Genomic DNA, 20,443 nt, shown 5'->3' with positions numbered 1-20,443 from the left:
CTCCCCAACACGGCTCAGGCCTGCCTTCCGGACTCCCTAATCCTCTCAACCAGGGCGACACACCATGCCGTAGCCTCTTCACCCGCTTGACACCAAACTCCCCATGTGAGCCCGGGCATGACAGAAAGGGGATTGGGACGAGGGACCGTCGAGCCCATCGGATGTTGATATAAAGATATCTTTATGTCATTACATACGCCCCGATCCGGAACCACCGGCCGCTCGCCATGACCACGTCTACCCTGGACATCCCCCTGGAGCCGGTCGACGGCACCGAGGTCCTGGCCGCGCTGACCGCGGCGGCGCGCGAGCGCGTGCTGATCCTGGACGGCGCCATGGGCACCCAGATCCAGGGCCTCGGCTTCGGCGAGGAGCATTTCCGCGGCACCCATTTCGCCGGCTGCGACTGCCACCTGCAGGGCAACAATGACCTGCTGACCCTGACCCAGCCGGACGCGATCGAGGCGATCCATTTCGGCTACGCCATCTCCGGTGCCGACATCCTCGAGACCAATACCTTCTCCTCGACCTCGATCGCCCAGGCCGATTACGGCATGGAGAAGGTGGTCTACGACCTGAACCGCGAGGGCGCGCGGCTGGCCCGCCGGGCCGCGGCCAAGGCCCGGGCGATGGATGGCCGCCGCCGCTTCGTCGCCGGCGCGCTGGGGCCGACCAACCGCACCGCCTCGATCTCGCCGGACGTCAACAACCCGGGCTACCGGGCGGTGACCTTCGACACGCTGCGCGACGCCTATGCCGAGCAGGTGCGCGGCCTGGTCGACGGCGGCGCCGAGATCATCCTGATCGAGACCATCTTCGACACGCTGAACGCCAAGGCGGCGATCTTCGGCACCGAGCTGGTCTTCGCCGAGAAGGGCGTGCACCTGCCGGTGATGATCTCCGGCACCATCACCGACCTGTCGGGCCGCACCCTGTCGGGCCAGACCCCGACCGCCTTCTGGAACTCGGTGCGGCACGCCCGGCCCTTCACCATCGGCCTGAACTGCGCGCTGGGCGCCAACGCCATGCGGGCGCATCTGGCCGAGATCGCCGAGGCGGCCGACACCTTCGTCTGCGCCTATCCGAACGCCGGCCTGCCGAACGAGTTCGGCCAGTATGACGAGACGCCCGAGGCGATGGCCGCCCAGATCCGCGGCTTCGCCGAGGAGGGGCTGGTCAACATCGTCGGCGGCTGCTGCGGCTCGACCCCCGACCACATCCGCGCCATCGCCGATGCGGTGGCGGACCTGCCGCCGCGCCAGGTGCCGACCGTGGCGCCGCTGATGCGGCTGTCAGGGCTGGAGCCGTTCACGCTGACCACCGAGATCCCCTTCGTCAATGTCGGCGAGCGCACCAACGTCACCGGCTCGGCCCGCTTCCGCAAGCTGATCACCGCCGGCGACTACGCCGCGGCACTGGAGGTGGCGCGCGACCAGGTGGCCAACGGCGCCCAGATCCTCGACATCAACATGGATGAGGGCCTGATCGATTCCGAGCGGGCCATGGTCGAGTTCCTGAACCTGATCGCGGCCGAGCCCGACATCGCCCGCGTGCCGGTGATGATCGACAGCTCGAAATTCTCGATCATCGAGGCCGGGTTGAAATGCGTCCAGGGCAAGCCCCTGGTCAACTCGATCTCGATGAAAGAGGGCGAGGAGGCCTTCCTGCATCACGCCCGGCTGGTGCGGTCCTACGGCGCCGCCGTCGTGGTCATGGCCTTCGACGAGGCCGGCCAGGCCGACACGCTGGAGCGCAAGGTCGCGATCTGCACCCGGGCCTACAAGCTGCTGACCGAACAGGCCGGCTTCCCGCCCGAGGACATCGTCTTCGATCCCAACGTCTTCGCGGTCGCGACCGGCATCGAGGAGCACAACGGCTACGGCGTCGCCTTCATCGAGGCCACCCGGCAGATCCGCCGGACCCTGCCGCACGCCCATATCTCCGGCGGCGTCTCCAACCTGTCCTTCTCGTTCCGCGGCAACGAGCCGGTGCGCGAGGCGATGCACGCCGTGTTCCTGTACCACGCCATCCAGGTCGGCATGGACATGGGCATCGTCAACGCCGGCCAGCTTGCCGTTTACGAGTCGATCGAGCCGGAGCTGCGCGAGGCTTGCGAGGACGTGGTCCTCAATCGCCGCGACGACGCCACCGAGCGGCTGCTGACCCTGGCCGAGCGCTTCAAGGGCGCCGCCGGGCGCGAGGCCAAGGAGCGCGACCTGACCTGGCGCGAGCGGCCGGTCGGCAAGCGGCTGGAGCATGCGCTGGTCAACGGCATCACCGAGTTCATCGACGCCGATGTCGAGGAGGCGCGGCTGGAGGCGGCGCGGCCGCTGCATGTGATCGAAGGCCCGCTGATGGCCGGCATGAACGTGGTCGGCGACCTGTTCGGCGCCGGCAAGATGTTCCTGCCCCAGGTGGTGAAGTCGGCCCGCGTCATGAAGCAGGCGGTGGCCCATCTGCTGCCCTATATGGAGGCCGAGAAGGCCGCCAACGGCGACGCGAGCGGACGCCGCAGCGCCGGCAAGATCCTGATGGCGACCGTCAAGGGCGACGTCCACGACATCGGCAAGAACATCGTCGGCGTCGTCCTGGCCTGCAACAACTACGAGATCATCGATCTCGGCGTCATGGTGCCGGCGACCAAGATCCTGGAGACGGCGAAGGCCGAGAAGGTCGACATCATCGGCCTGTCCGGCCTGATCACCCCGTCGCTGGACGAGATGGTGCATGTCGCCGCGGAGATGGAGCGCGACGGCTTCGACATCCCGCTGCTGATCGGCGGCGCCACCACCAGCCGGGTGCACACGGCGGTGAAGATCCATCCGCGCTACGCCCGCGGCCAGACCGTCTATGTCAACGACGCCAGCCGCGCCGTCGGCGTGGTCTCCAACCTGCTGTCGCCCGAGGCGAAGCGCGGCTATGTCGAGGGCGTGCGCGACGAGTACCGCAAGGTCGCCGACAACCATGCCCGGGCCGAGGCGGAGAAGCAGCGCCTGCCGCTGGCGGCGGCGCGAGCCACGCCCTTCGCCATCGACTGGGCCGGCTACGAACCGCCGAAGCCGTCCTTCCTGGGCACCCGCGTGTTCGAGGATTGGGACCTGGCGGAGCTGGCGCGCTACATCGACTGGACGCCGTTCTTCCAGACCTGGGAGCTGAAGGGCCGCTACCCGGCGATCCTGCAGGACGAGAAGCAGGGCGAGGCCGCAAAGCAGCTGTTCCAGGACGCCCAGGCGATGCTGGCCCGCATCATCGAGGAGCGCTGGTTCAAGCCGCAGGCCGTGATCGGCTTCTGGCCGGCCGGCACGGTGGGCGACGACATCCGCCTGTTCACCGATGAGACGCGGCGGCAGGAGCTGGCGACCTTCTTCACCCTGCGGCAGCAACTGTCGAAGCGCGACGGCCGGCCGCGGGTGGCGATGTCCGACTTCGTCGCGCCCGCCGACAGCGGCAAGGGCGACTATGTCGGCGGCTTCGTCGTCACCGCCGGGATCGAGGAGGAGGCGATCGCCAACCGCTTCGCCCGGGCCAATGACGACTATTCCTCGATCCTGGTGAAGGCGCTGGCCGACCGCTTCGCCGAGGCCTTCGCCGAGGCCATGCACCAGCGCGTGCGCCGCGAGTTCTGGGGCTACGCGCCGGACGAGGCCTTCGCCCCGGACGAGCTGATCGGCGAGCCCTATCGCGGCATCCGCCCCGCCCCGGGCTATCCGGCACAGCCGGACCACACCGAGAAGGTGACCCTGTTCCGGCTGCTCGACGCCGAGCAGCGGATCGGCGTGCGCCTGACCGAGAGCTACGCCATGTGGCCGGGCTCATCGGTCTCCGGCCTCTATCTGGCGCATCCGGACTCGTATTATTTCGGCGTCGCCAAGGTCGAGCGCGACCAGGTCGAGGACTATGCCCGCCGCAAAGCCATGCCGATCGCCGAGGTCGAGCGCTGGCTCGGGCCGATCCTGAACTACATCCCCGCCCCGCTGGTCGAGGCGGCGGAGTAGGGATCGGCCGCCGTCATACCGATGATCGGCGCGCTCAGTCTCGTGCGGCCGCCTTGCCGCGCCCCTGGCGCCACAGGTCGCGGGCCCGCGTCACGATGCTCGTGAACAGACGCGGCGGCAGAAACCCGTAGGCGACCCGATGCCGCGTCCCCGGGATGGGGCGCAGATCATATCCCGGCCAGACGAAGTCGTTGACCTCATCGACGACGACCCAGGAACGGCCCGCATCGAGGCCGAGATGCTGCTTCACCCGCTGAGGCAGTTCAATGGCGATGTCGGGATCGGCCGGTGGGCTGTGCGTCACGGGAACGACCCGCACCAGCGTTCCGCCGTCATCCCGCTGGTCGATCGCAAGCACGATCACGCCGGGACTTGAGACCTTCTTCCCGGCCCGCGCCGGGCTGCGGATCGGGGAGCGCCATACCTCAGGGGTCACTCGTCCTCGAGCAGCGCATCGAGAGGATCGTGCTCCGGTCCCATCCGGCTCGCGGAGACAGCTTCGATTTCCGCCTCGGTCAGGTCGGTGATGGCGCGCGGCCGGCGGGCGAGGGCCTTGAGGCGCTGCATCTCCTCATACTCGACCGCGGAAATGAAATACCCTGTCGGCCGGCCATGGCTGGTGACGGCCACAGGCTCACGCTGCGCAACCTCACGGTAAAGACCGAAATTGCGGGTGAACTCCGTGGCTGGAACCTCGCGCATGGCATCCTCGAGATATTTTGATGAAAATACGTAAAATCCGCAATTCCGGCAAGCGGCGCGTTCGAGGCTGCCGGGCCGACAACTACCAGTGAACCGGACACCTCCCTGACCGTTTTCGCGGTGCCGGCTTTACCCGGCCTGTCCCGCGTCGCGATCAGTCGCCCGGATCACGCCTCCGGCTGATACTCCGCCAGGCGCTGCAGCAGGGCGCCGGCGGCGATCAGCTGAGCCCGCTCCGCCGCACTCAGGCAACCGGCGACGGCCTCGGCCAGCCAGGCTTCGCGCCGGCTGCGGTTGGCCAGCACCGCCTGCGTACCGGCGTCGGTGAGGACCACATGCAGCCGGCGCCGGTCGCCGGCATCGGCCTCGCGCCGCACCAGCCCGTCCTTCTCCAGCCCGCCCAGCAGCGCCGCGACGTTAGACGAGCGCAGCCCCTCGACCGTGCCGAGCTCGGTCGGGCTGGCCGTGCCGCCCAGGCGCAGCAGCGCGGCCAGCAGCATCAGCTTCGACAGCGGGATGTCGCCGCCGTCGGATTCGCGCCGCAGCCGGCGCAGCAGCGCCATCAGCTGCAGCCGGAAGTCGCCGAGCTGCTGGCGCTCGGTCGGAGAGATCTGGTCCGGGTCGATCATTTTGCTATTCTGTTATAGCTAAAACGCCATAGCAATTCGCAGCGGCTGGTTCCAGGATCATGCCATGGACGGCGGCACCGAGGGGTGCCCGCCGCGAAGAACGAGGTCACAGCTGTGTCCCCCCTGCCCGACGGCCTGCCCCTGCCCCGCCGCAGATGGGCCTTCGCCACCGTGGTGCTCGGCATCATGCTCGCCGTGCTCGACGGCTCCGTCGCCAATGTGGCGCTGCCGACGATCGCGGCCGAGTTCCAGGCCAGCCCGTCGATGTCGATCTGGATCGTCAACGCCTACCAGCTGGCGGTGGTGGTCTCGCTGCTGCCCCTCGCCGGGCTGGGCGAGATCTATGGCTACCGCCGGATCTATCTCGGCGGCCTGGCCCTGTTCACCGTCGCCTCGGTCGCCTGCGCCCTGTCGGACTCGCTGCTGGCGCTGACCCTGTCCCGCGTCGCCCAGGGCTTCGGCGCCGCCGGGATCATGAGCGTCAACACCGCGCTGATCCGCTACATCTTCCCGCGCGCCCGGCTGGGCCATGTGCTGGGCGTCAACGCCATGATCGCGGCCAGCGCCTCGACCATCGGCCCCAGCTTCGCCGGCGCCGTGCTGTCGTTCGCCTCCTGGCCCTGGCTGTTCGCCATCAACCTGCCGCTCGGCGTCGCCGCCCTGATCATCGGCAGCCGCAACCTGCCGGAAAGCGACCTTGCCGACCGCCGCTTCGACCTGCTGAGCGCGCTGCTCTCCGCCGCCACCTTCGGCCTGCTGATCACCGGCATCGACAGCATCGCGCATGCGCTGGACTGGGGGCTGGTGGCGCTGCAGCTCGGCGCCAGCCTCGTCGCCGCCGTGTGGCTGGTGCGGCGGCAGCTGGCTCAGGCGACGCCGCTGGTGCCGCTGGACCTGCTGCGGATCCCGGTGGTCGGGCTGTCGGTCGCCACCTCGATCAGCTCCTTCGCGGCGCAGATGGCGGCCTTCGTGACGCTGCCCTTCCTGCTGCAGACCGGCTACGGCTTCTCCCCGGCCCAGGTCGGCCTGCTGATGATCCCCTGGCCGCTGGCGGTGGCGGTCACCGCGCCCTTCGCCGGCCGCCTGTCCGACCGGCACCCGCCCGGCCTGCTAGGCGGCATCGGCCTCGCCGTCCTCGCCATCGGCCTGGTGCTGCTGGCGACCCTGCCGGCGGATCCCTCCCCCGTCGGCATCGTCTGGCGCATGGCGCTGTGCGGCGCCGGCTTCGGCCTGTTCCAGTCGCCCAACAACCGGGTGATGATCGGGTCGGCCCCGCGCAGCCGCAGCGGCGCCGCCAGCGGCATGCTGGGCACCGCCCGCCTGCTGGGCCAGGCCACCGGCGCGGCGCTGGTGGCGCTGCTGTTCGCCCATTTCCCGGACCATGGCAGCCAGGCGGCGCTGCTGACCGCGGCCGGGCTGGCGACCGCCGCCACGTTGGTCAGCTGCCTGCGCCTGGCCGCCCCGGCCTACGCCGCCGACGACCCGGCGCCGGAGCCGGGGGACGTGGCCGCCAGCCGATAGGCGGCACTCCGCGCGCGGGAGCGTTGCATCCGGCGCCCTTGCGCCGCGAACGGGAATGGCGTTCTTTCTGGATCGGACGTTTCCGACGGGTGTCGTGGTTCTTTTCTGATCGCCACGGCCATCCGCCCGACCGAAAGTGACCAGAGCAGCACGGACCCGATCAATGCCAGCCTATCGTTCCCGCACAACCACCCACGGCCGCAACATGGCCGGAGCCCGCGGGCTCTGGCGGGCGACCGGCATGACGGATGCGGATTTCGGCAAGCCGATCATCGCCGTCGTCAACTCCTTCACCCAGTTCGTGCCCGGCCATGTCCACCTCAAGGACCTCGGCCAGCTGGTGGCGCGGGAGATCGAGGCCGCCGGCGGGGTCGCCAAGGAGTTCAACACCATCGCCGTCGATGACGGCATCGCCATGGGCCATGACGGCATGCTGTACAGCCTGCCGTCGCGCGAGATCATCGCCGACAGCGTCGAGTACATGGTCAACGCACATTGCGCCGACGCCATGGTCTGCATCTCGAACTGCGACAAGATCACGCCCGGCATGCTGATGGCCGCGATGCGGCTGAACATCCCGGTGGTGTTCGTGTCCGGCGGGCCGATGGAGGCCGGCAAGATCAAGGTCGGCGGCGAGACCAAGTCGCTGGACCTGATCGACGCCATGGTCGCGGCCGCCGACAGCCGGATCAGCGACGAGGACGTCAAGGTGATCGAGCGGTCGGCCTGCCCGACCTGCGGCTCGTGCTCCGGCATGTTCACCGCCAATTCGATGAACTGCCTGACCGAGGCGCTGGGCCTGGCCCTGCCGGGCAACGGCTCGACCCTGGCCACCCATGCCGACCGCAGGCGCCTGTTCGTCGAGGCCGGGCACCTGATCGTCGACCTGGCAAAGCGCCACTACGAGCAGGACGACGAGTCGGTGCTGCCGCGCAACATCGCCGGCTTCGCCGCCTTCGAGAACGCGATGACGCTCGACATCGCCATGGGCGGGTCGACCAACACCGTGCTGCACCTGCTGGCGGCGGCGCAGGAGGGCGGGGTCGATTTCACCATGGCCGACATCGACCGGCTGTCGCGCCGCGTGCCGGTGCTGTGCAAGGTCGCGCCGGCGGTGGCCAACGTGCATATGGAGGACGTCCACCGCGCCGGCGGCATCATGGCCATCCTGGGCGAGTTGGACCGCGCCGGCCTGCTGAACCGCGACACCCGCGTGGTCCATGCCGAGAGCCTGTCGGCCGCGCTGGACCAGTGGGACATCAAGCGCACCGACAGCGAATCCGTGCACCGCTTCTATGCCGCGGCGCCGGGCGGCGTCCCGACCCAGGTCGCCTTCAGCCAGGACGCGCGCTACCCCAGCGTCGACGCCGACCGTAAGCGCGGGGTCATCCGCAATCTCGAGCACGCCTTCAGCCCCGATGGCGGCCTGGCGGTGCTGTACGGCAACATCGCCGAGGATGGCTGCGTGGTGAAGACCGCGGGCGTCGATGCCAGCATCCTGACCTTCTCCGGCCCCGCCCGGATCTTCGAGAGCCAGGACGCTGCGGTCGAGGGCATCCTGGGCGACCGGATCAAGCCCGGCGACGTGGTGCTGATCCGCTACGAGGGCCCGAAGGGCGGCCCCGGCATGCAGGAGATGCTGTACCCGACCAGCTATCTGAAGTCGAAGAGCCTGGGCAAGGTCTGCGCCCTGGTCACCGACGGCCGCTTCTCCGGCGGCTCCTCCGGCCTGTCGATCGGCCATGTCTCGCCCGAGGCGGCGGAGGGCGGCGCCATCGCCCTGGTCGAGGAGGGCGACACCATCGAGATCGACATCCCGGCCCGGAAGATCCATCTCGCCGTCTCCGACGAGGTGCTGGCCCATCGCCGGGCGGCGATGAACGCCCGCGCCGATGGGGGCTGGCAGCCCTCCGCGCCGCGTGCGCGAAAAGTCTCGATGGCGCTGCAGGCCTACGCGGCCTTGACCACCAGCGCCGCCCGCGGCGCCGTGCGCGATGTCAGCCAGTTGAAGCCGCGCAAGGCTTGAGAGTGCAGCGGGCGGGAGGTTTTCCCGCCCGCGGCCTTTACCTGACCGCCGATCCGTCCTACATCCCCGGTTCGCATTGCAGGCCGCCGCGCGGCCCGCGATCCCGTGACCGGACCGAATTCGAGAGGAGCGCACCGATGCGCGCCGAGACCGAAGCCAAGGCCCAAGAGATCAAGCAGTCGCTCGCGCTGCTGAGGAGGTCTCTTTGACTGGGATAACGCACTCAGACGACTGGACGAGCTGAACGCCCTCGCCGAGGACCCGAAGCTCTGGGACAGCCCGGAGAAGGCGCAGACTCTGCTGCGCGAGCGCACCCACCTGGATGACGCCATCGGCGGCTACAAGGCGCTGGCCGGCGAGTTCGACGACACCGTCGGGCTGATCGAGCTGGCCGAGGCTGAGGGCGACGCCGAGGTGCTGGCCGATGCCGAGACCCAGCTGAGCCGGCTGGGCGAGCGGGTGGCGAAGAAGCAGCTGGAAAGCCTGCTGGCCGGCGAGGCCGACGGCAACGACGCCTATCTCGAGGTCAATGCCGGCGCCGGCGGCACCGAGGCCCAGGATTGGGGCCTGATGCTGCTGCGCATGTATATGCGCTGGGCCGAGAAGCACGGCTTCAAGGTCGAGTGGCTGGAAGAGAGCCCGGGCGAAGAGGCCGGGATCAAGTCGGCCACCGTGCTGATCAAGGGCCACAACGCCTATGGCTGGCTGAAGACCGAATCGGGCGTGCACCGCCTGGTCCGGATCAGCCCGTTCGACAGTGCGGCGCGGCGGCACACCAGCTTCTCCTCGGTCGCGGTGTCGCCCGTGGTCGATGATTCGATCGAGATCACGATCGACGACAAGGACCTGAAGGTCGACACTTACCGGTCCTCGGGCGCGGGCGGCCAGCACGTCAACAAGACGGAATCGGCGATCCGCATCACCCACGTCCCGACCGGCGTCGTCGTCGCCTGCCAGAACGACCGGTCGCAGCACCGCAACCGAGCCATGGCGATGGACATGCTGCGCGCCCGGCTCTACGAGCGCGAGCTGAAGATCCGCGAGGCCCAGGCCGACGCGCTGAACGCCGAGAAGACCGATATCGGCTGGGGCCACCAGATCCGCAGCTATGTGCTGCAGCCCTACCAGATGGTGAAGGACCTGCGCACCGGGGTGGAGACCAGCGCCTCCTCGGCGGTGCTGGACGGCGACATCGACCAGTTCCTCGAGGCCTCGCTGGCGGCGAGGCTGAAGGGCCAGGGCGAGGATCTGCATACGGCGTAAATCTTCCGGGGCGGCGCCGGTCGCGCCGCCCCGGAAGTCCCTGCACAAGACCGGAATGGACGAACAGGCCAGACTCGATGACCGACAGCATTCCGATCCTCGACGGCGTCGCCGCGATCCGCGACCGCTACGACGCCTTCATCGTCGACCTGTGGGGCGTGGTGCATGACGGGGTCACGCCCTATCCCGGGGTGATCGACTGCCTGCAGCGGCTGCGCGGCGACGGCAAGCAGGTGTGCCTGCTGTCGAACGCGCCGCGGCGGGTCGGGTCGGTGGTGCAGCGCCTGGCCCAGATCGGCGTGCCGGAGGAGTGCTGGGACGCGATCCTGTCCTCGGGCGAGGCGGCGCATCTGGCGCTGGCGGAGCGCGACGACGATTTCCACCAGGCGCTGGGCGAGCGCTTCCTGCATCTCGGCCCCGACCGCGACGCCGACGTCTATGAGGGCGTCGACGATGTCGTCCGGGTCGACGACCTGGCTGATGCCGACTTCGTGCTGAACACCGGCATCGACGACCCGGAGGAGCGGGTCGAGGACCACGCGCCGCTGCTCGAGGCCGCGGCGGCGCGCCGCCTGCCGATGATCTGCGCCAACCCGGACATCGTCGTCATCGTCGGCGGCCGGATGCAGATCTGCGCCGGTGCCCTGGCGCAGCACTACGAGACGCTGGGCGGTCCGGTGTTCTACCACGGCAAGCCGCACCCGCCGGTCTACCGCCGCTGCTTCGAGTTGCTCGGCCGGCCCGACCCGGCGCGGGTGCTGGCGATCGGCGACAGCTTCCACACCGACATGGCCGGCGCGGCCGCGGCCGGGATCGACGGGCTGTTCGTGATCGGCGGCATCCACGGCGCCGAGCTGCGCGACGGCGCCACCGGCCGGCCGGACGCGCACAAGCTGGCCGCAGCCGCCGAACGGCACCGGCTGCGGCCGGTGGCGGCAGTGGAGCGGCTGAACTGGGACGGTCTCGCCTGAGATTCGGTGACGATGTCAGGTTCGCCGTGGCGGACCCGACCGGCGTTCTACGCCCTCGCCCCGATCACGCCTTCCAGCGCCGCGATCAGCAGCGCCGGCGGGGTCTGGACCGAGGCGTGGACCGGCGGCTGCATCGACGACGGCCGGCGGGTCAGCTCACGGAAATAGCACAGGACGAAGACCCGCAGCGCCCCGGTCAGGCCGCTGCCCTTGCGGGCGGCGTCGATCCGGGTGCAGATCTCGTTCAGACCGATCTGCTCGCGCGCAGATCTCCATCAGCCCGTCCCAGAACACGACCTCCATGCGGACGCTGGTCCGTCGCCCCGCAACCGTCACGTTGCGGCAGATCGACATCGGGTCCGCGTCGCGGGCTAAAGCTCCATTATGGCCCATCGTCACCTTTCCGGGCCCGCTGCCCGGGACAGCCGGGCCATGGGCGACATCAAATACACGCTAGTATGTCGAATAATTACCGCTTTCGAGCAAAAAGGTGAACTGGCGTTTGCATTTTTGCGTTACGACACGTTGCGCTTAGTGTCGCGGCGTAGCCGCGACGTGGGGGGCGCTTAGTGTCGCGGCGCGTTTGCGGCGTCGGCGCAGACCTCGAATTCGGCCTGCACCGTGGCGTGGTCGACACCGAAGCGATCGCGCAGCAGGCGGATCACCGCGCCGATCGCCTGGTCGGAATCGGCGCCCTCGCGCAGCCGGGCGTGCAGGGTCACCAGCGGCCGGTCCGGCGTCAGGGTCCAGGCGTGGACGTGGTGCACGTCGATCACCGCCGGCACCTCGGCCAGGATCGCCGCGGCCAGCACCGCCTCGTCGATGCGGTCGGGCGACCCCTCCACCAGCACATGGCCGGATTCGCGCAGGATCACCCAGGCGCTGCGCAGCACCAGCAGCGACACCAGCACCGACAGGATCGGGTCGATCGGGGTCCAGCCGGTCAGCAGGATCACGGCGCCGGCGGCGAGCGCGCCGACCGAGCCGAGCAGGTCGCCCATCACATGCAGCGCCGCGCCGCGCAGGTTCAGATTGCCGCGGTCGCCGCCCTGCAGCACCCGGAAGGCGACCAGGTTGGCCGCCAGCCCGGCCGCGGCGACGACGATCATCAGCCCGCCCTCGACCGGTGCGGGCGCGGTCAGCCGGCCGGCGGCCTCGACCACGATGGCGACGACCACGGCCAGCAGCACGATGCCGTTGGCGAAGGCGGCCAGCACCTGCACCCTGCCGTAGCCGTAGCTGCGCCGGGCGTCGCGCGGCCGCCGCGCCATCCGCGCCGCCAGCCAGGCCAGGGCCAGCGCCGCCGCATCGGTCAGCATGTGGCCGGCATCGGCCAGGAGTGCGAGGGAATTGGCGATCCAGCCGCCCGCCGCCTCGACCAGCATGAAGCCGGCGGTGATGGCCAGCGCGATCATCAGGCGCCGCTCGCCGTCAGCTCCCTCCGGCACGCCGTGGTGGTGCCCAGGGTGATGACCATGGCCCGGCCCGTGATCATGCGCCGCATGATCATGGCCGGATTCGGGCCCGTGCTGCTGCGGCGCCTCGCCGGGCGCAGGGTCATGCGGCATTCCGACCTCGAATGGATGCGAATCGCTCGCGCCAGTCTACATCCGGCACTCCGCCATGAAAAACCCGCCTCCATGCCGGTTGCGCACCCCCTACCGCTATGTTAGATGACGGCGCGCCGAGCGTAAGGGGTGGGCCTCGGACAGCCCTCTGTTGTGCGATAGAGCCCCCCGAACTTTCGGTGGTCGTGGCCTCCTGCCACGATCGACAACAACGATCGAGGGACGATCGGTGGCAGCCACAGGCTCAGGGATTTCCGGCCTCGCATCCAGCTACGCGACGGCGCTCTACGCACTCGCCGACGAGGGCAAGGCGCTCGACCAGACCGCGGACGACCTGCGCGGCCTGAAGGCCGCCCTGGCCGAGAGCGAGGATCTGCGCCGTCTGGTCCGCAGCCCGCTCTTGTCCCGCGACGCGCAGGGCAAGGCGATGGCCGCGGTGCTGGAGCGGGCGGGCGTGTCCGACCTGGTGCGCCGCTTCATCGGCCTGGTGGCGCGCAACCGCCGCCTGTTCGCCCTCGACGCCATGATCGACGCCTTCCTGGCCGAACTGGCCCGCCGCCGCGGCGAGGTCACCGCCGACGTCACCGCCGCCTCGGCGCTGACCGACCGCCAGACCGAGGCGCTGGTCGACCAGCTGAAGAAGGCCATGGGCGCCAAGGTCCAGGTCAATGTCAAAATCGATCCCGCGCTGCTCGGCGGGATGATCGTCAAAGTCGGCTCGCGCATGGTCGACAGCTCCCTGCGCACGAAACTGGCCAAGCTGCAGCTCGCGATGAAGGGAACCGTCTGATGGACATCCGTGCCGCCGAAATCTCTGCGATCATCAAGGATCAGATCGCCAATTTCGGGACCGAGGCCGACGTGGCCGAGGTCGGCCAGGTGCTGTCGGTCGGTGACGGTGTCGCCCGCGTCTACGGCCTCGACAACGTCCAGGCGGGCGAGATGGTCGAGTTCCCGGGCGGCATCAAGGGCATGGCGCTGAACCTCGAGACCGACAATGTCGGTATCGTGATCTTCGGCGAGGATCGCGACATCAAGGAAGGCGACACGGTCAAGCGCACCGGCGCCATCGTCGAGGTCCCGGTCGGCCGCGGCCTGCTGGGCCGCGTGGTCGACGCGCTGGGCAACCCGATCGACGGCAAGGGTCCGATCCACGACGCCAAGATGAGCCGCGTCGAGGTCAAGGCCCCGGGCATCATCCCGCGCAAGTCGGTGCACGAGCCGATGCAGACCGGCCTGAAGTCGATCGACGCGCTGACCCCGGTCGGCCGCGGCCAGCGCGAGCTGATCATCGGCGACCGCCAGACCGGCAAGACCGCCGTCGCCATCGACACCATCCTGAACCAGCGCGAGATCAACAAGTCCGGCGACGAGAAGCAGAAGCTGTACTGCATCTACGTCGCGATCGGGCAGAAGCGCTCGACGGTCGCCCAGATCGTCAAGACGCTCGAGGAATACGGCGCGCTGGAATACACCATCGTCGTCGCCGCCACCGCGTCCGAGCCGGCGCCGCTGCAGTTCCTGGCGCCCTACACCGGCGCCGCGATGGGCGAGTTCTTCCGCGACAACGGCATGCACGGGCTGATCATCTATGACGATCTGTCCAAGCAGGCGGTGGCCTACCGCCAGATGTCGCTGCTGCTGCGCCGCCCGCCGGGCCGCGAGGCCTATCCGGGCGATGTGTTCTACCTGCACAGCCGCCTGCTGGAGCGCGCGGCCAAGATGAACGACGAGCATGGCGGCGGCTCGCTGACCGCGCTGCCGATCATCGAGACCCAGGCCGGCGACGTCTCGGCCTACATCCCGACCAACGTGATCTCGATCACCGACGGCCAGATCTTCCTCGAGACCGGCCTGTTCTATAAGGGCGTCCGCCCGGCCATCAATGTCGGCCTCTCGGTCAGCCGCGTCGGCTCCGCCGCCCAGATCAAGGCGATGAAGCAGGTCGCCGGCCGCATCAAGCTCGAGCTCGCGCAGTACCGCGAGATGGAGTCCTTCGCCCAGTTCGCGGCGGATCTCGACGCCTCGACCCAGAAGCTGCTGGCCCGCGGCGCGCGCCTGACCGAGCTGCTGAAGCAGCCGCAGTTCAGCCCGCTGCCGATCGAGGAGCAGGTGGCGGCGATCTTCGCCGGCGTCCGCGGCCATCTCGACACCGTCCCGGTCAACCGGGTGTCGGATTTCGAGAAGGGCCTGCTCGACGCGCTGCGCGACGACGGCAAGGCGATCCTCGAAGGCATCCGGAACGAGAAGCAGATCTCGCCGGAGAACGAGGAGAAGCTGGCCGCCTTCATCACGAACTACGCCAAGACCTTCGTCTGAGCGGCAGTCGTACCCACCACACCGATTGAAGGCGGGGCGCCATGCCGTCGTTGAAGGACCTCCGGAACCGGATCGCCAGCGTCAAGTCGACGCAGAAGATCACCGCGGCCATGAAGATGGTCGCGGCGTCGAAGCTGCGCCGCGCCCAGGACCAGGCCGAAGCCGGCCGGCCCTATGCCGACCGGATGGAGCGGATGCTGACCGGCCTTGCCGCCGTCGCCAAGACGGCCGGCCAGGGGCCGAAGCTGATCTCCGGCACCGGCAAGAGCGACGTGCACCTGCTGCTCGTCATCACCTCGGATCGCGGCCTCGCCGGCGCGTTCAACGCCACGGTGCTGCGCGAGGCGCGCAAGCAGATCCGTGAGCTGCAGGGCAAGGGCAAGACGGTGAAGCTGTTCACCGTCGGCCGCAAGGGCCGGGACAGCCTGCGCCGCGACTTCGCCAACCTGATCGTCGAGAGCGTGATCGACGTCGGCCGGCCGAAGCTGGGCTTCGTCGACGCCAACGGCATCGCGACCCGGATCCTGGCGATGTTCGAGGCCGGCGATTTCGACGTCTGCTCGGTGGTCTACAACAAGTTCAAATCGGCGATCGCCCAGATCATCACGGTGCAGCAGCTGGTGCCCGTGGCGCTGCCGGCCGTGGCCGAGGACACGGCCTCGAGCATCGTCTACGAGTTCGAGCCGAGCGAGGAGCAGATCCTGGCGGAGCTGCTGCCGCGCAACCTGGCGATCCAGATCTACAAGGCGCTGCTCGAATCCGCCGCCTCCGAGCAGGGCGCGCGCATGACCGCGATGGACAATGCGACCCGCAACGCCGGCGACATGATCAAGCGGCTGACGCTGGTCTACAACCGGACCCGCCAGGCCTACATCACCAAGGAGCTGATCGAGATCATCTCCGGCGCCGAAGCCGTCTAGGATCGAACCGGCCGCTTGGTCTCAAGCGTCCGGATAATTTGATCCGCCACTTATTCGGTTGCCGACGATCCACCGATCGCTTGAAGACAGTTCTGAGGAGCGTGAACACCATGGTCGAGACCCAGACCGGAAGCAACGTCATCGGCCGCGTCAGCCAGGTTCTGGGCGCCGTGGTGGACGTCCAGTTCGATGGCGAGCTGCCCGCCATTCTGAACGCCCTGACCACCGATATCGGTGAGCGCAAGCTGGTGCTCGAGGTGGCGCAGCATCTCGGCGAGAACACCGTGCGCTGCATCGCCATGGACTCGACCGACGGCATGGTCCGCGGCAACAAGGTCCAGGACAGCGGCAACGCCATCATGGTGCCGGTCGGCCCGGAGACGCTCGGCCGCATCATGAACGTGATCGGCGAGCCGATCGACGAGCGCGGCCCGATCAACGCCAAGCTGCATTCGCCGATCCACCGCGCCGCGCCGGCCTTCGTCGACCAGGCGACCGAGGCGGAGATGCTGGTCACCGGCATCAAGGTCATCGACCTGATCAGCCCCTACGCCAAGGGCGGCAAGATCGGCCTGTTCGGCGGCGCCGGCGTCGGCAAGACGGTGACCATCCAGGAGCTGATCAACAACATCGCCAAGGCGCATGGCGGCGTGTCGGTGTTCGCCGGCGTGGGCGAGCGGACCCGCGAGGGCAACGACCTCTATCACGAGATGATCGACTCGGAAGTCATCAAGCTCGACGGCGAATCGAAGGTGGCGCTGGTCTATGGCCAGATGAACGAGCCGCCGGGCGCCCGCGCCCGCGTCGGCCTGTCGGGCCTGACCGTGGCGGAGTACTTCCGCGACGTCGAAGGCCAGGACGTGCTGTTCTTCGTCGACAACATCTTCCGCTTCACCCAGGCGGGCGCCGAGGTGTCGGCGCTGCTCGGCCGCATCCCGTCGGCGGTGGGCTACCAGCCGACCCTGTCGACCGACATGGGCACGCTGCAGGAGCGCATCACCTCGACCAACAAGGGTTCGATCACCTCGGTGCAGGCCATCTACGTGCCCGCCGACGACCTGACCGACCCGGCGCCGGCGACCTCGTTCTCACATCTCGACGCCACCACCGTGCTGAGCCGCGCGATCTCCGAGCTGGGCATCTACCCGGCGGTCGACCCGCTCGACTCGACCTCGCGCATCCTCGACCCGCGCGTGGTCGGCCAGGAGCACTACGAGGTGGCCCGCGCCGTGCAGCGCACGCTGCAGGAGTACAAGGCGCTGCAGGACATCATCGCCATCCTGGGCATGGACGAGCTGACCGAAGAGCAGCGGCTGACCGTGGCCCGCGCCCGCAAGATCCAGCGCTTCTTCAGCCAGCCCTTCCACGTCGCCGAGGTGTTCACCGGCACGCCGGGCGAGCTGGTCCCGGTCGAGGAGACGGTCCGCGGCTTCAAGGGCATCGTCAACGGCGACTACGACCACCTGCCGGAGGCGGCCTTCTATATGGTCGGCACCATCGACCAGGCCATCGCCAAGGCGAAGAAGCTCGCCGAAGCCGCCTGACGCCAGCAGCATCGCAGCCGGGGACATCCATGGCCGAGAAATTCGCCTTCGAACTGGTCTCGCCCGAGAAGCTGCTCGTGGCGCGGCAGGTCGAGATGGTGGTCGTCCCCGGTGGCGACGGCTATTTCGGCGTGCTGAAGGGGCACATGTCGATGCTGTCGACCGTCCAGCCGGGCGTGATCGACGTCTATGAGCAGCGCAGCGCCATCTCCAGCCGGTTGTTCGTCACCGGCGGCTTCGCCGAGGTGACGCCGGAGCGCTGCACCGTGCTGGCCGAGGAGGTGATGCCGGTGGCCTCGCTGGACCGCGCCAAGGTCGAGCAGGAGCTGCGCGACGCCGAGGAGGACGTGGCCGACGCCAAGACCCCCGGCGACAAAGCGGTGGCCGAGCGGGCGCTGAAGCTGGCCCAGGCCAAGCTGTACGCCGTGACCCGCGGCGCGCCGGCCGGCCACGCCTGACCGGCAAGCCGCACGGTTGAATTGGAAAGGGCCCCGCGAGGGGCCCTTTTTCATGGGCGGGAGCGGCAACGGCCCCGGCTCCTGGTAAGCTGCCGGCACCTCATTCCCGCGGCAAGAGAGCAGGCTGACCAGATGCTCACACGCTTCTCCGTCCTTCCCCTGTCCCGCATGACCCGGCGGCTGACGGATGTCGCCTCCGGCCGCGCCGCGCCGGACCAGGTGATCCGTGACGTCCGGGTGCTGTCCACCTATTCCGAGCGCATCCTGCCGGGCCGCGAGGTCTGGGTGGCCGGCGGGCGCATTGCCGCGGTGAAACCGGCAGGATCGTGCCGGGACGGGTCGGCCCGCGTGTACGACGGAAAAGGCGCCATCCTCGCGCCCGGGCTGGTCGATCCGCACATCCATATCGAATCGAGCATGGTGACGGCCTGCGCCTATGCCGAGGCGGCGCTGCTGAACGGCACGACCACGATCTTCTGCGACAGCCATGAGATCGGCAACGTCATGGACGTGGCCGGGGTCGAGGCGATGCTGGAGGATGCGCGACAGGCGCCGCTGTCGATCTTCCTCACCGTGCCCAGCACCGTGCCGGCCACCTCGCCGCGCCTCGAGACCGCGGGCGGCGACCTGACGGCCGAGAAGATCGCCGGCCTGTTCGACCGCTGGCCGGAGGCTGTGGCGCTGGGCGAGAAGATGGACTTCGTCCAGGTGACGATGGGCGATGAGCGCAGCCACGCCATCATCGCCGCGGCGCTGGAGCGCGGCCGGCCGGTCTCCGGCCATGTCTACGGGCGGGAGTTCGTCGCCGCCTACGCTGCCGCCGGCGTCACCGACACGCATGAGGCGATCGACCGCGACATCGCCGACGACCTGCTGGAGGCGGGGATCTGGCTGTTCCTGCGCGGCGGCCGCCCGGGCACGCCCTGGCACAACCTGCCCGAGACGATCCGGACCGTGACGGAGCTGGGGGCCTCGCACAAGCGCATCGCTTTCTGCACCGACGACCGCGACGCCGACGACCTGCTGCACTTCGGCCTGGACTGGGTGGTGGGCGAGGCGGTTCGGGCCGGTCTGCCACCCGAGCGCGCCTGGGCGATGGGGTCGCTGCACGGCGCCGCCCGCTTCGGCCAGGACGGCGAGATCGGCGGCTTCGGCGGCGGCCGTCGGGCCGACCTGGTGCTGCTCGACGACGGGCTCAGGCCGGTCAACACCTGGTACGGCGGCGAGCTGGTGGTCGAGGACGGCAAGGTCACGCCGCTGCTCGACGAGGCTCTGTCCGCGCGCTGGCGCTACCCGGCCGCGGCCTACCGCACGGTGCGGCTGCCGCCCGCGGTGACGCTGGTGCCCGACCTGCCGGCCGAGGCCGTGGTCGCCCATGCGATCCGCACCGTCCTGCCGGGCATCGTGCTCGGCCACGTCACGCTGACGCTGGAGCCGGCGGAGCGCTGGCAGGACCATTTCGACCGGCACGGCCTGTGCTTCGTCACGGTGGTCGAGCGGCACGGCAAGTCGGCCGGGAACGTGGCCCACGGGCTGCTGTCCGGCTTCGGGTTGACGGATGGCGCCGTCGCCTCCTCGGTCGGGCACGACAGCCACAACATCATCGTCGCCGGCACCGGCGAGGCCGACATGCGGGTGGCGCTGCAGGCGATCGAGGCGGCGCAGGGCGGCGTCTGTGTCGTGCGCGACGGCCGGGTGACGGCGATGGTGCCGCTGCCGGTCGCGGGCCTGCTCTCCGACAAGCGCGTGACCGAGGTGGCGGAGGAGGTGAAGGCGCTGAAGGCCGAATGGGAGAAGGCGGGCTGCACCATCCCCTATATGGGCTTCAACCTGATCCCCTTGTCGGTGATCCCGGAGATCCGGATCACCGACAAGGGGCTGGTGCTGGTGCCGGAGATGGAGATCGTGCCGCTGTTCGAACCGGTGCCGGCGGCGGCTTGAGAGGGCCGGATGTCCGGTCCTGTCGCTCCGTCGCCATCATTGCCGGGCCTGACCCGACAAGCCAGCCAGCGCGGGAGAGGCAATCAAGGACGCTCGACATGCCCGACGACCTCGATTCATCCCGCTCCGGCGTCCGTGCTGAGCGCCTCGAACAACAGCCGGGTCGGCACCAGCCGCGCGGGCCGGCTGGGGGCGAACCAGACGATGGCGTTCTGGCCGAACGCCTCGGCCAGGGCCGTCAGCTCCGCCACCGGCAGGCCGAGCACCAGGAGGCCGTGCTCCGGCGGCCAGGCGCCGTCCAGGCCGGCGCCGGTGTGCGGCACCGCGTCCGCGCCGCGGCGGCGCACCGCCTCGGCCAGGCGCTGCCGCGCCGCCTCGTTCTCGGCCTCCGGTGCCAGAAGGCTGCGCGGGTTGTCGGCGCTGACGAAGCCGGCGCCGGCGGCGCCGCGCCCGGTCAGCCAAGCCTCGGCCTCCGGGTTCCGGCGGTCGATCCGCACCTCGCGCTCGACGCCGTCGGCGATGAACAGATAGCGGGTGTCGCGATAGGCCTCGAGCAGCCGAATGAAGCCCGCGAGATCCATCCGGC

General features: G+C 69.4%; 18 protein-coding genes. 12 read left to right on the top strand and 6 right to left on the bottom strand.

The annotated features are described in order from the left end of the window. The first annotated feature begins 227 nt into the window (after nt 1–227). Nucleotides 228–3,995 (top strand): methionine synthase, encoded by a 3,768-nt coding sequence (metH, locus tag ACTOWL_RS30570; protein WP_441325061.1) that lies wholly within the window; start codon nt 228–230, stop codon nt 3,993–3,995. Between the two features lie 34 nt (nt 3,996–4,029). On the opposite strand, the gene ACTOWL_RS30565 is transcribed toward metH, so the two are convergent. The 3 genes from ACTOWL_RS30565 to ACTOWL_RS30555 all read right to left on the bottom strand — a co-directional run bounded on the left by ACTOWL_RS30565 (nt 4,030) and on the right by ACTOWL_RS30555 (nt 5,326). Further along, entirely contained in the window at nt 4,030–4,359 is a 330-nt protein-coding gene (locus tag ACTOWL_RS30565; protein WP_441325060.1) for a hypothetical protein, read from the bottom strand. Nucleotides 4,360–4,427: 68 nt separating this feature from the next. Next, complete coding sequence (locus ACTOWL_RS30560; RefSeq protein ID WP_441325059.1) at nt 4,428–4,697, bottom strand: type II toxin-antitoxin system prevent-host-death family antitoxin; 270 nt, start codon at nt 4,695–4,697, stop codon at nt 4,428–4,430. 167 nt (nt 4,698–4,864) lie between these two features. After that, nucleotides 4,865–5,326 carry a MarR family winged helix-turn-helix transcriptional regulator gene (locus tag ACTOWL_RS30555; protein ID WP_441325058.1) on the bottom strand — a complete coding sequence of 154 codons (462 nt, stop codon included), beginning with the start codon at nt 5,324–5,326 and terminating at the stop codon, nt 4,865–4,867. 114 nt (nt 5,327–5,440) lie between these two features. Here ACTOWL_RS30555 and ACTOWL_RS30550 point away from each other — a divergent pair, with 114 nt between their 5' ends. From ACTOWL_RS30550 to ACTOWL_RS30530, 5 genes are all read left to right on the top strand, one after another. After that, the gene (locus ACTOWL_RS30550) at nt 5,441–6,847 is read left to right on the top strand and encodes an MFS transporter (protein ID WP_441325057.1); all 1,407 of its coding nucleotides are present in this window, start codon (nt 5,441–5,443) and stop codon (nt 6,845–6,847) included. Nucleotides 6,848–7,010: 163 nt separating this feature from the next. After that, on the top strand, nt 7,011–8,873 hold the full coding sequence (gene ilvD, locus ACTOWL_RS30545) for a dihydroxy-acid dehydratase (RefSeq protein ID WP_441325056.1): 1,863 nt from the start codon (nt 7,011–7,013) through the stop codon (nt 8,871–8,873). Nucleotides 8,874–9,010: 137 nt separating this feature from the next. Then, nucleotides 9,011–10,136, top strand: a protein-coding gene (gene prfB / locus ACTOWL_RS30540) for a peptide chain release factor 2 (RefSeq protein WP_441325055.1) whose coding sequence is annotated in 2 segments (ribosomal slippage) — nt 9,011–9,079 and nt 9,081–10,136 — 1,125 coding nt in all. Because the reading frame shifts where the segments join, the coding sequence is not laid out codon by codon here. A 77-nt stretch (nt 10,137–10,213) separates the two neighbouring features. Next, a complete protein-coding gene (locus ACTOWL_RS30535) occupies nt 10,214–11,107 on the top strand; it encodes a TIGR01459 family HAD-type hydrolase (RefSeq protein WP_441325054.1) in 894 nt (297 codons plus the stop codon). A 6-nt stretch (nt 11,108–11,113) separates the two neighbouring features. Next, complete coding sequence (locus tag ACTOWL_RS30530; protein WP_441325062.1) at nt 11,114–11,275, top strand: hypothetical protein; 162 nt, start codon at nt 11,114–11,116, stop codon at nt 11,273–11,275. Here ACTOWL_RS30530 and ACTOWL_RS30525 read toward each other — a convergent pair. Both ACTOWL_RS30525 and ACTOWL_RS30520 read right to left on the bottom strand, forming a co-directional pair. After that, nucleotides 11,264–11,461, bottom strand: a complete 198-nt coding sequence (locus tag ACTOWL_RS30525) for a ribbon-helix-helix domain-containing protein (RefSeq protein ID WP_441325053.1) — start codon at nt 11,459–11,461, stop codon at nt 11,264–11,266. The genes ACTOWL_RS30530 and ACTOWL_RS30525 overlap by 12 nt on opposite strands. 212 nt (nt 11,462–11,673) lie before the next feature. Continuing rightward, nucleotides 11,674–12,675: a cation diffusion facilitator family transporter gene (locus tag ACTOWL_RS30520; protein ID WP_441325052.1), complete on the bottom strand. Its 1,002-nt coding sequence runs from the start codon at nt 12,673–12,675 to the stop codon at nt 11,674–11,676. A gap of 229 nt (nt 12,676–12,904) precedes the next feature. Between ACTOWL_RS30520 and ACTOWL_RS30515 the strand changes: the two genes are divergently transcribed. From ACTOWL_RS30515 to ACTOWL_RS30490, 6 genes are all read left to right on the top strand, one after another. After that, nucleotides 12,905–13,465: a F0F1 ATP synthase subunit delta gene (locus ACTOWL_RS30515; protein WP_441325051.1), complete on the top strand. Its 561-nt coding sequence runs from the start codon at nt 12,905–12,907 to the stop codon at nt 13,463–13,465. Continuing rightward, entirely contained in the window at nt 13,465–14,994 is a 1,530-nt protein-coding gene (gene atpA / locus ACTOWL_RS30510; RefSeq protein ID WP_441325050.1) for a F0F1 ATP synthase subunit alpha, read from the top strand. The genes ACTOWL_RS30515 and atpA overlap by 1 nt, the downstream gene beginning before the upstream one ends. A 41-nt stretch (nt 14,995–15,035) precedes the next feature. Next, complete coding sequence (locus ACTOWL_RS30505; protein ID WP_441325049.1) at nt 15,036–15,914, top strand: F0F1 ATP synthase subunit gamma; 879 nt, start codon at nt 15,036–15,038, stop codon at nt 15,912–15,914. A gap of 110 nt (nt 15,915–16,024) precedes the next feature. Further along, nucleotides 16,025–17,458 (top strand): F0F1 ATP synthase subunit beta, encoded by a 1,434-nt coding sequence (atpD, locus tag ACTOWL_RS30500; RefSeq protein WP_441325048.1) that lies wholly within the window; start codon nt 16,025–16,027, stop codon nt 17,456–17,458. Nucleotides 17,459–17,487: 29 nt separating this feature from the next. Beyond that, nucleotides 17,488–17,916 carry a F0F1 ATP synthase subunit epsilon gene (locus ACTOWL_RS30495; RefSeq protein ID WP_441325047.1) on the top strand — a complete coding sequence of 143 codons (429 nt, stop codon included), beginning with the start codon at nt 17,488–17,490 and terminating at the stop codon, nt 17,914–17,916. 132 nt (nt 17,917–18,048) lie between these two features. Next, complete coding sequence (locus ACTOWL_RS30490) at nt 18,049–19,857, top strand: adenine deaminase (protein ID WP_441325046.1); 1,809 nt, start codon at nt 18,049–18,051, stop codon at nt 19,855–19,857. A gap of 116 nt (nt 19,858–19,973) precedes the next feature. Here ACTOWL_RS30490 and ACTOWL_RS30485 read toward each other — a convergent pair whose 3' ends face one another. Beyond that, the gene (locus tag ACTOWL_RS30485; RefSeq protein WP_441325045.1) at nt 19,974–20,438 is read right to left on the bottom strand and encodes a DUF3293 domain-containing protein; all 465 of its coding nucleotides are present in this window, start codon (nt 20,436–20,438) and stop codon (nt 19,974–19,976) included. Nucleotides 20,439–20,443: the final 5 nt, after the last annotated feature.

Source organism: Inquilinus sp. CA228 (assembly GCF_052078665.1).
Classification (GTDB): domain Bacteria; phylum Pseudomonadota; class Alphaproteobacteria; order DSM-16000; family Inquilinaceae; genus Inquilinus.
The sequence above is the reverse complement of the archived record's forward strand: the minus strand, read 5'-3'. Positions and strand labels throughout refer to the sequence as shown.